Annotated in this window: 12 protein-coding genes; 6 read left to right on the top strand and 6 right to left on the bottom strand. The window is 62.3% G+C overall.

Going from position 1 to position 10079, the window contains the following annotated elements; translation table 11 throughout:
- A partial coding sequence (locus VEZ38_RS10080; protein ID WP_324893230.1) for a hypothetical protein occupies positions 1-202 on the bottom strand: 202 nt, incomplete at its 3' end.
- A 162-nt stretch (positions 203-364) separates the two neighbouring features.
- Here VEZ38_RS10080 and VEZ38_RS10085 point away from each other — a divergent pair.
- Positions 365-1177 (top strand): methyltransferase domain-containing protein, encoded by an 813-nt coding sequence (locus VEZ38_RS10085; protein ID WP_324893231.1) that lies wholly within the window; start codon positions 365-367, stop codon positions 1175-1177.
- Between the two features lie 47 nt (positions 1178-1224).
- Here the strand turns inward: VEZ38_RS10085 and VEZ38_RS10090 are convergent, their stop codons facing one another.
- Positions 1225-1884, bottom strand: coding sequence for a nitroreductase family protein (locus VEZ38_RS10090; RefSeq protein ID WP_324893232.1), 660 nt, complete (start codon positions 1882-1884; stop codon positions 1225-1227).
- A 172-nt stretch (positions 1885-2056) separates the two neighbouring features.
- On the opposite strand from VEZ38_RS10090, the gene VEZ38_RS10095 reads away from it, so the two are divergent.
- From VEZ38_RS10095 to pfkA, 4 genes are read left to right on the top strand one after another with little or no spacing between them, the layout of a single operon-like run.
- Positions 2057-2383, top strand: coding sequence for a hypothetical protein (locus VEZ38_RS10095; RefSeq protein WP_324893233.1), 327 nt, complete (start codon positions 2057-2059; stop codon positions 2381-2383).
- A gap of 42 nt (positions 2384-2425) precedes the next feature.
- Positions 2426-2959: a hypothetical protein gene (locus VEZ38_RS10100; RefSeq protein WP_324893234.1), complete on the top strand. Its 534-nt coding sequence runs from the start codon at positions 2426-2428 to the stop codon at positions 2957-2959.
- Positions 2960-3009: 50 nt separating this feature from the next.
- Positions 3010-4074 (top strand): tetraprenyl-beta-curcumene synthase family protein, encoded by a 1065-nt coding sequence (locus VEZ38_RS10105; RefSeq protein ID WP_324893241.1) that lies wholly within the window; start codon positions 3010-3012, stop codon positions 4072-4074.
- 28 nt (positions 4075-4102) lie between these two features.
- The gene (gene pfkA, locus VEZ38_RS10110) at positions 4103-5068 is read left to right on the top strand and encodes a 6-phosphofructokinase (RefSeq protein WP_324893235.1); all 966 of its coding nucleotides are present in this window, start codon (positions 4103-4105) and stop codon (positions 5066-5068) included.
- Between the two features lie 41 nt (positions 5069-5109).
- Here pfkA and VEZ38_RS10115 read toward each other — a convergent pair whose 3' ends face one another.
- From VEZ38_RS10115 to VEZ38_RS10130, 4 genes are all read right to left on the bottom strand, one after another.
- Positions 5110-5700 carry a hypothetical protein gene (locus tag VEZ38_RS10115; RefSeq protein WP_324893236.1) on the bottom strand — a complete coding sequence of 197 codons (591 nt, stop codon included), beginning with the start codon at positions 5698-5700 and terminating at the stop codon, positions 5110-5112.
- 111 nt (positions 5701-5811) lie between these two features.
- Positions 5812-6009, bottom strand: a complete 198-nt coding sequence (locus VEZ38_RS10120; RefSeq protein WP_324893237.1) for a hypothetical protein — start codon at positions 6007-6009, stop codon at positions 5812-5814.
- 47 nt (positions 6010-6056) lie between these two features.
- Entirely contained in the window at positions 6057-7424 is a 1368-nt protein-coding gene (locus VEZ38_RS10125) for a multi antimicrobial extrusion protein MatE (protein ID WP_324893238.1), read from the bottom strand.
- Between the two features lie 95 nt (positions 7425-7519).
- Positions 7520-8686, bottom strand: a complete 1167-nt coding sequence (locus tag VEZ38_RS10130) for a putative glycoside hydrolase (protein WP_324893239.1) — start codon at positions 8684-8686, stop codon at positions 7520-7522.
- 183 nt (positions 8687-8869) lie between these two features.
- On the opposite strand from VEZ38_RS10130, the gene VEZ38_RS10135 reads away from it, so the two are divergent.
- Positions 8870-10042, top strand: coding sequence for an MFS transporter (locus tag VEZ38_RS10135; protein WP_324893240.1), 1173 nt, complete (start codon positions 8870-8872; stop codon positions 10040-10042).
- Positions 10043-10079 lie beyond the last annotated feature (37 nt).

Below are 10079 nucleotides of genomic sequence, written 5' to 3' on the forward strand. Positions count from 1 at the left end.
GCTCTTCCTCCGTGCCTTGAAACCGTTCCGGCGCGAACCGCTGCTCCACCCAATGCCGCAGCTCCGAACGGCTATAAAACGTGCGAGACTCTTCGCCCCACTGATCGCTGATTTCGATGACCTCGATCTCGCGGCCCCGCACTTCGGCGTTAATCATATTCCACTTGTCGCGCTTCCATATCTGCACTCTTTTCGTCGGCATGTCCGTCCATCACCCTTTCCGCGCCATCATACAAAAAATTCCGCACGTTTGCAAACGGATGTGGTACAATATCGGGCAACCGGACGCGAAGGCGGCCGGAACGGGCGAAGCCCGCGCGAGGAAAGACGAGACGAGAGCGAGACGAGACGAGGAGAGATGAGCATGAGCGAGAAGATGAACGAAGCATGGAACGAGGATTTGCGCGGAGCGCAGAACGGAGCGCAAGCGACGGAGCGGGCGCCCGGGTTTTACCCGCAGGCCGGCGTCGCGGTGACCTGCCGGTCGTATCGGGAATACGAAGCGATGTTCGCGCTGGACGACGAGGCGCTCCGGCGCGGTCCGGTGCTCGACGTCGCCGGAGGCGCGTCGTCGTTCGCGGCCGAGGCCGGCGGGCGCGGCGCCGAGGTCGTCGCGGCCGATCCGCGCTACGCGAAGGACGCGGATACGCTGTACGCCGAGAGCGCCGAGGAGATCGCCGCGTCGACCGCGAAGCTGGCGCGGCTGAAGGAGCGGTTCGACTGGTCCTATTACGGCTCGCTCGAGGCGCATCGCGCGAACCGGGAGGCGTCGCTGGAAGCGTTCGCCGCGGATTACCGCCGCGAGCGGGAGCGGGAACGAGAGATTGGAGCCGGCGAGCGTCGCCGGCGGTACGTCGCCGCGGCGCTGCCAAGGCTGCCGTTCCCGGACGACGCGTTCGCGCTGACGCTGTGCAGCCATTTCCTTTTCTTATATGAAGAGCAATTCGATTTCGCGTTCCACCGGGACGCGCTGCGGGAGCTGTACCGGGTGACGCGGCCGGGCGGCGAGGTACGGGTATATCCGCTCTACACGCTTCGGCACGAGCGGTATCCGGGGCTGGAGGCGCTGATCGAGTCGTTCGAGGCCGCCGGCGCCGCCGCGGCGCTGCTGCCGTCGAGCCTGCCGTTCATTCCGGGCTCTACGCGCTTGCTGCGCATCGCGAAGCCCGCGGAGTAACGATCGAAGCCCCTGCCGGAGCGTTCCGGCAAGGGCTTCTTTGCGCATTATTCGACGATCGTCAAGATGTCATCCACGCTCTTGCGCGGCAGCTTCGCCGGCGTCTCCGCGGGATGGCCGAGGGCGATGACCATGTTCACCTGCGCTTCGTCGCGGATGCCGAGATACGCCTTGAGCTCCTCTTCGGCCAGCAACACCGGGCCGGTCATCGGGCACGTCGCGAGGCCACGGGCATGGGCGGCGAGCATCAAGTTTTGCGAGGCGAGGCAGCTCGACTTGATGCCCTCCTCGCGCCACACCTCGTCCGGCACGAGGCCGATCGGGTCGAAAATTTTGTCGCGGAATTTCGATTCGTACGGCGTCGCGAGGCAGATGACGAGCGCCGGGGCGTCGCGAAACGCGGTCGCGTACGGACCGAAGGAGCGGGTCAGCATGCGCGCTTCCTTCTCGAGTCCGCGCGCCGTCGCCTCCTCGGCCTTGCGGTGCAGCGCCTCCCACGTCAGCTCCTCGATGCGGGCGATCTTCTCTCGGTTGACGACGACGACGAATTCCCACGTCTGAGAGTTGGTGTCGCTGGGCGCGTACCGGGCGCAGTCGATAATTTCGCGGATGTCTTCGACGGCGACGGGGGCTTCGGTATATTTCCGAACGCTGCGGCGCTCGTGCATGGCGGCCTTGATCGTTTCGTAGATGGTGTCGGTAGTCATTCGGATTCACGCCTTATTCGTTAATATGATTAGTAGTTGGTACTAATACCATATCCCAATTATAACGAACTGCGGCAAGCCGTCAAGGCATTTCACTCCGCCGAACGGTTCGTGATATATTGATAACGATGCGTTCATCGCATTTGTACGGAACGGAGAGGGGACGGCCGCTATGTCTTTCGACCCGCAGTCGCAATTCGCTTACGACGAGCGCCTCGGCATTCCGACGCCGCGCCTGACGAAGGATTGGAACGAGTTTACCGCGCGCGAGCAATCGGAAATATTGTACTTTTGGGAAACCGTTCGCGGCGCGATTCCGGATCGCATTTTCGCCTTCGAGCGGGAGATCGTCGATCTGCAGTCGAGGCTCGACGAGGAGGAAAATTTCGACCTGGTTTGCGAGATGACATGGGATATCGCGGAGCGGGCGAGCCGGATCAACGACCTGCACTTGTATTTCCGCTTGAACCAGGACGTTGCGACGAAAGCCCATCATTAGCTATACTATAATGAAGTGTTTGCTCGGAAGGGGACGGTACGCATGAGCGAGAAGGACGCGCGGGCGTGGCTCGAGACGCTGGCGAACCGCGAGCCGCCGCAGCGCCTCGCGCCGAAGCGGCCTTGGGACGCGGCGTTGTCCGAGAACATCGCGAACGCTTCGTTCGGCGCCGGCGCCGATGCCGACGCGCTTCGGTCCGCGCTGCTGCTTTGGAACGACGATTTGGACGGCTCGCACGAGCTGTCGCAGCGCATCGAGACGCCGACGGGAAGCCTGCTTCACGGCGTGATGCACCGGATGGAGGGCGATTACGGCAACGCCGAGTATTGGTTCCGGCGCGTCGGCGCTCATCCTTGTTATCGGGAGCTGGCGGCGGCGGTCCGAAACGCGGACGGCGGCGCCGCATTCGTCCCCGGCGGGGCGTGGGACCCATACGCCTTCAACCGGGCGGTGGAACGGGCCGTCCGCTCCGCCGACGCTCCGGCGACGGCGCTGCTCGAACGGCTGCAGCGGCTGGAGATGTCGACGATCGCCGCGTACTGCCTACAACGATGCTTCGGAGGAACGACGACTTGACGGAACCCACAAGCGCAGCCGGAGCCGCCCCGAGGGGGCCGATCTCCCTGATGCTGCGAGTTTATCGGTACATCCTGCCCGACGTCGATCGGGAGCTGCGGCGCTGGACGGCCGATGCGGAGGCGATTCCCGACGCGGAGCTGCGAACGCAGGCGCTCGCGAGCCTCGGGACGAAGCGATTCCACTGCGAGGGCGGATCGATTTACGCGCTGCTCCGCCCCCGCAGCCGGGAGGTGCTCATCCCGCTCGTCGCGGCGCTGCAGACGATCAGCGACTATTTGGACAACCTGTGCGACCGCTCGACGTCGATGGAGGCGGACGATTTCCGCCAGCTGCACCTTGCGATGCGCGACGCGGTGGATCCGTCCCGGCCGATGACGGACGATTATTACGCCTTCCGCGCGGAGCGGGACGACGGCGGATATTTACGGCGCCTCGTCGAGACGTGCCGGCGCGGCGTCGCGTCGCTGCCTTCCTATGAAGCGGTAAAGCCGTACGTCGTAGAGCTCGTAGAGCTGTACGGAGACCTGCAGGTCCACAAGCATATTCGCCGCGAAGATCGGCTGCCCGCGCTTACCGCGTGGTGGTCGAGCCATCGGGACAAGTGCCCGGAGCTCGGCTGGAACGAATTCGCGGCGGCGACGGGGTCGACGCTCGGCATGTTTTATTTGTTCGCGACGGCGGCCGAGGACGGCGTGACCGACGCGAAGGCGCGCGCGGCCCGGGACGCCTATTTTCCGTACGTTTGCTCGCTCCACATCCTGCTGGATTACCTCATCGATACCGAGGAGGACCGCATCGGGGGCGATTTGAACTTCTGCACGTACTACGACGACGTCCGGCATACGGCGGAACGGATCGAGACGATCGCCGAAGAGGCGCGCAGCCGCGTTCGTCGCATCGAAGACCGGCGGTTTCATGCGATGGTCGTCGAAGGGTTGCTGGCGCTCTATTTGTCCGACCCGAAGGTCGGCAGGCAGCCGGAGGTCGTCGCGGTAACGAAGCGGCTGATGCGCGGGAGTCCTTGGACGCGGCTTTTTTTCTGGGCGAACAGCGTCTGGATTCGCAGGCGGCAGGGCATCGCGAAGCCGCTCATTCAAGACGCTAGACCATAACGAAGGTAGAGGAAGGAAGGCAACGACGATGTCGGTACAATCGATTGCGGTATTAACGAGCGGGGGAGACTCCCAAGGGATGAACGCGGCCGTGCGGTCCGTCGTGCGCAGCGCGCTGTTTTACGGATTGAAGGTGTTCGCGGTGCAGCGCGGCTACCACGGTTTGATCCACGACGATATTCGAGAGATGGACATTCGAAGCGTAGGCGATATTATTCAGCGGGGCGGCACGATTTTGCAGACGGCCCGCTCCAAAGAGTTTATGACGCTCGAGGGGCAGCAAATCGGGGCGGACAATTTGCGCAAGCGCGGCATCGACGGGCTCGTCGTCATCGGCGGGGACGGCTCGTACCAAGGCGCGAACAAGCTCCGGCTGCAAGGCATCAAGACGATGGGGCTGCCGGGCACGATCGATAACGATATCCCGTTCACCGACTTTACGATCGGCTTCGATACGGCCGTCACGATCGTCGTGGACGCGGTAAACAAGCTGCGCGATACGATGACGTCGCACGAGCGTTCCTCGGTCGTCGAGGTCATGGGACGCCATTGCGGGGACATCGCATTGTACGCGGGGCTTGCGAGCGGAGCGGAAGCGATTCTCGTCCCGGAGATGCCGTTCGATCTCGACGCCATCTCTTCCAACATGAAGAAGCACTTCGCGGGCGGCAAGCGGCACAGCATCATCCTCGTCGCCGAAGGCGTGGGCAAGGGGGAGGACATCGCCAACCGAATCACCGAGTCGAGCGGCATCGAATGCCGCGTCACCGTGCTCGGCCATATTCAGCGCGGCGGCTCCCCGACGCATAACGACCGCATCCTGGCGAGCCGGCTCGGCGACTTCGCGGTGCGCCGACTGATCGCGGGCGATTCGGGCAAGGCGTGCGGCGTCCTTCAGAACGAGCTCGTCGCTACGGATATCGAGAAGGTCGTCACGACCAAGAAACCGTTCAACAAGGACTTGTACGATCTCGCGTTGCGGTTGTCGCAATAAAGAAATCGCGAAGAAGAGGCCGCCTCGAAAGTAAAGTTTCTTTACTTTCGGGGCGGCCTCTTTCCTTGAGTTTCCATACCGTCCGGCGGCTGCTCCGCCAGAAATCTACGAACGCACGCGGAAAGCAAGCTGCGGTCCGCATCGTACAGATTCGCGTAGTCGATCAAGACGACGCGTCCCTTATGAAGCCGAATATTGTTTCGCCTCGGCCTGCCGGTCCGGCGGTGAACGATATCGGAAATTCGGACGCCGAAGTCGAGCCCCAACTCCAATATCCGCATCACCTGCTTCTCGTATTTCCGCTTGCGCGGCACGGGCGTCTCCAGCTTCTTCATGACGATCCAGCCCGGTCCGGCGGCGATGACGGGGCAGAGATGCTTGCGCAACGCTTTCGGCGCCCGGCGGTACAAGTCCGCCTCCCGCTCGTTGCAGCCGATGCCCTTGGCGACCTTCGGGAGCTTTAACACGGCGCCATTCCCCAACTCGTAAACGAACCGATGTTTGCCTGAGTCGACCATCGGGTACGGTAAGTCGGGCACCCCGCTCGGCGTCGTCCCCGGCGGCGCTTCCTTCACCCGCTCGACCCAATCGTGAATCGCGTTCCGATCCGATTTGCTCGGCCGTCCGCCCATTCCGCCCCCCTCCTCTCGCACGGTACTGATTTACCGTATGCGTCGGAGTCGGAGCCCGTACCCGCGAACGCCCCCGTCTCTTTGCGGAAACGAGGGCGCCGGTCGGGCGGATCAGCGGGTATGCGTCGTGATGAACTCGTAGTCGCCCCGGAACAGCCGGGATCCGGACAGCGTGACGTAGATCGGATTGAAGGCGTCCAAGGCGCCGACGAAGTCGTGGTTGCCGCCTAGCTTGTCCTTCGCGTAGACGGACGATCTCGAACGCAGCGCGCGTTCGAATTGGACGTCCGACTGCAACGGCCTGCTCATGCGATTCACCCCCGGTAATAGAATGACCAGGGGAGAGAGGATTCATGTCATGCGCGGTTCGCGGCTTTCGGCGTTTGCATGCCCGTCTCCCACCGAGCGCGGTACAGCGCAAATCCGACGACGGCCAGTTCGGCCGCGGAGCCGGCGGTCATCGCGAGCGGGCCGATCACGCCGTTCCAGCCGGGGAGCAGCGCGACGAGCGCGACGAGGACGACGACGGCGAAGCCGGTGTTCGCGGCCTGCGACCACATGAACACATGCGTGCGTCGGAACAGCATCAAAAATCCGTTGCCGAAATCGAGCCACGGCAGCACGAGGCCGAGCAGGGTGAAGGCTTGCAGCACCGCGAGCGTGTCCGACAGGAGACGCCCCGACAGCCCCATCAGGTCCGCCAATGCGAACGTGCCCGCCGGGGAGAAGCTGATCGCCGCCATGAGCAGCCCCGGCATGAAGCCGACGATGCGCTGGAAGCGGAAAACCAGCTTCGGGGAGGTCGGGTAAAAATTCAGTACGATCTGGTGAATGTACGTAAAGACGCTCATGACCAAGTTGAAAATGCTGCTCGCGACCGCGAACGAAGCGATCGACAGTTCGACGTTCACCGTCTTGCCGAGCAGCGCGTTAATGGCAGGCGCGATGATGACGACGATAAACGAGGAATACAGCAGCGGCCGATAGAAGCCGAAGACGTCGCGCTTCGTCGCGATCTCGTGATCCGGCAGCCGCTCGGGCAGCTTGCGGGTCAAGCTTCGCCCTTCCCAGTAGCACACGCCGGCTTCGATCATCATGCCGGCGGCGAACAGGCAAGCGCCCACCCAGCCGCCGTTCACGCTGTCGGTACGGACGAAGTAGTGGGCGATGGCGATCATGCCGATCAAACGAACGATCATGCCGATCGTCACCCATTTCGTGCGCATTTGGCTGATGATCACGCCGTGGTACAAGCAACGGAGCGCCGAGAACACGCTGACCCACATAAAAAATTGATAGCCTTGTATGATCTGCGGCACGAGCGCCGGGTCGGCGCCGTACGCCTGCTCGAACAGCAGCCCGCCGACGGGCGTATAGCAAACGACGGCGCCGAAAGCGACCGTAGCCGCGATCAGGATCCAAGTGACGCCGGACATCGCGCGGAACGAGGCGCGGTCCCGTACGAGCGCGGAGCTCGTTTGCCGGACGAGCACGGCAGGGCGCTCCGTTAAGCCGAACAGGCTGGCGCCGATCGCGTACGCCGCGATGGCGAGCTCCGGCTGGTCCGCCTTCGTGAGCGTGGAGTGGATGATGGAGTGCGTAATGCTGACGAGGCAGGCGGCGAAGCCGAGCGGGGCGAAGAAGCGCAGCAGGCTGCCCATCGTATGCCCGGCGGCTGTCGCTTTCGTAGCGTTCTGAACGGTTGCGGCGACGATGTTTCCCATCGTTCGTGTCTCCCCCTTGCCGGCGGCGCGAATTCCTTCCATTATAACATAAGAAAGGGATGCCCCCGGACGAGGCACCCCGAACGAACGAATTATTATTCCAAGTCGTAATTGACGCCCTCTGTATAGCGGTTAACCGCGTTCCAAAGCATAAATTCTTCGATCCCGTTATCCTTGAGCGCGCGAATTTGCTCCTCGACCTCGCGCTTGCCGTACTTAATATAGCCCTTCACCCAGGAAGCCGTAAAGTCTTGAATCCAAGGGCGGACGACCGGCTGGAACGGGCCGAGCGGCTCGAGCTTCTTGAAGGTGTCTTTCATGGCGCCGTCGATCGTGGCGTAAGGCGCCGCGTCGGGCACCTTCGAACCGAACCAGCCGGTCGAGTAATGGCTCGGATACACCATCGGCGAGATGACGTCCACGTATTTCGAGATGAGCTCGAAATCTTGGCCGATGCCTTCGGCCGCCGGGACCGACGCGGCGTAGCCGAAGATGTCGACCGACACGCGCACGCCGAGCGGAGACAGCTCCTCGCGGGCGTATTTGACGAAATCGGCCACGACTTCGATTCGCTTACGTTCGTCCCTGGCGTAGGACAAAATGTCCGCTTTCTTCTCGAACCCCTCGGGGAATCGGACGTAATCGAATTGAATTTCTTTGAAGCCCAGCTTCGCGGCGTCCTTGGCGACTTGTACGTTGTATTCCCATACTTCTTTCAAGTACGGATTGACGAACGATTCGCCCCGGCCGTTCTTCCAGACCGTGCCGTCGGCTTGCACGTAAGACAAGTCCGGGCGCTTCTCCGCCAATACGGAGTCTTTGAAGACGACCACCCTCGCGATCGGGTACACCTCATGCTCCGCAAGGCGCGCGAGCAGGGCGGAAGGGTCCTTGATAATCGATTTGACCGTATTTCGTTCGAGCAGCGCCGGATCTTCCGTCGGATACGTGATATAGCCGTAGTCGTCCTTCACGTCGATGACGAGGCTGTTCAGTTCCGTCGCGTCGATGAGCGCAAGGAGCGATTCCAGGCGCGCGCCGCCGGCGCTGTGGGCGGTCGCGTAGAGGCCCTTCACGGCGGGGGCGTCCGGCTGCGGATCCTCTTTCTCGATTAACGGAATGCCGGAAGAGCCTCGCTCCGCTTCGATGGCCGCTTGGCGGGCCTGCTCCGTCGCCAGCAGCCATTCGTCGAGCGTCGGCTCTGCGGGCGTCTGCGCCGCTCCGCCGAGCAGCAGAAGCAATACGGCTACGATACTCTCCATTTGAATGCACTCTCCCCATGTTCGCTTTCTCCATTATATGACACGTTTCGCCCCCGGCACAGTGGATTTTTGTCCCATGACGTCGAACGGCGGCCGCGGCGCACTTCTCATTTTCGAGAGATTGGAGTAGGATGTAGGGATATATAGATAAAGAACTTTCGGATAGGATGGATGGAACGCCTCATGAATCGTCAACTCGTCATCGTCAAGGCGCTCAACGCGTTGTATTATTGCTCCAATGCGGTGCTGCTGCCGTATTTGCCGCTGTATTTCGCCTTCAAGGGATTTTCCGCCGTGCAGGTCGGCCTGCTGATGATGGTCGGTCCCTGCGCCGCCATCGTCGCCCAACCGGTATGGGGCTACGTCAGCGACCGGTTCCAGACCGTCAAATGGGTGCTTGCCTTGCTCTGGTCGCTGCAATTGATTTGCAGCGTCGCGATGTTCGTCGCGTCGGGCTTCGCGCCGACATTCGTCTTTGTGACCTTGCTCTATTTCTTTCTTATGCCGAGTTCTCCCTTGTTAGACTCCTTGACGATCCGCATGTCCGAGGAGGCGGGCGTCGGGTACGGCACGGTGCGGATGTGGGGGTCGATCGGCTTTTGCATCTTCTCGGTGCTGGCGGGGGGCATCCTCGTCGCGATCGGCGGGGTGGAAAATTTGCAATGGATTTATTGGGGCATCTGGGTGTTTCCGCTCGCGCTGGCGATGTTCTTGAAGGATGTGAAAATCGCAGCGCCGCCGGTCACGCTGCGTTCGCTCGCGGTGGTGGGGCGCAACCGGACGCTGCTATGGTTTTTACTGCTCGTCTTCGTCTTGATGGTGCCGCATCGGATGAACGACGCCTTCCTAGGGCTGTATTTAACCGACCTCGGCGCGACGGAGCAGATGGTCGGTCTCGCCTGGGCGCTGGCGGCGCTCAGCGAGGTGCCGACGTTTTACTTGCTGCACCGGTACATGCGCAGAGTGCATGAGCTGGCGCTGCTAGGGGCCGTAGGTCTCCTGTACGTCGTCCGTTGGCTGCTGTATTCCATCGTGTCCGACCCGTTCCTGCTGATGTTCCTTCAGGCGTCGCATTCGATCACGTATGCCGTCTTTTGGATTTCCGCCGTCGCGTACGTCGTCCGCGTCGTGCCGACGGAGCTTCGTTCGACGGGGCAGTCGATTTTATCGGCGGTATTCGTCGGATTGGCGGGGCTCGCGAGCGGCGCGTTCGGCGGATGGATGGAAGGGTGGGGCGGGTACGACGCCGCGTATTTCGTCGGCGCCTTCATCGCGGCCGCCGCGGGCGTCGGCTTCCTGCTGACCCATGCGGCGCAGCGCGGCGCGCTTCGCCGCTTTGCCGAACGAGGGAAATAATAACCGAGAGCATGAAAAAGAAGCTGTCCGCGTCAAG

It is taken from the genome of Paenibacillus sp., assembly GCF_035645235.1.
GTDB lineage: Bacteria > Bacillota > Bacilli > Paenibacillales > YIM-B00363 > Paenibacillus_AE.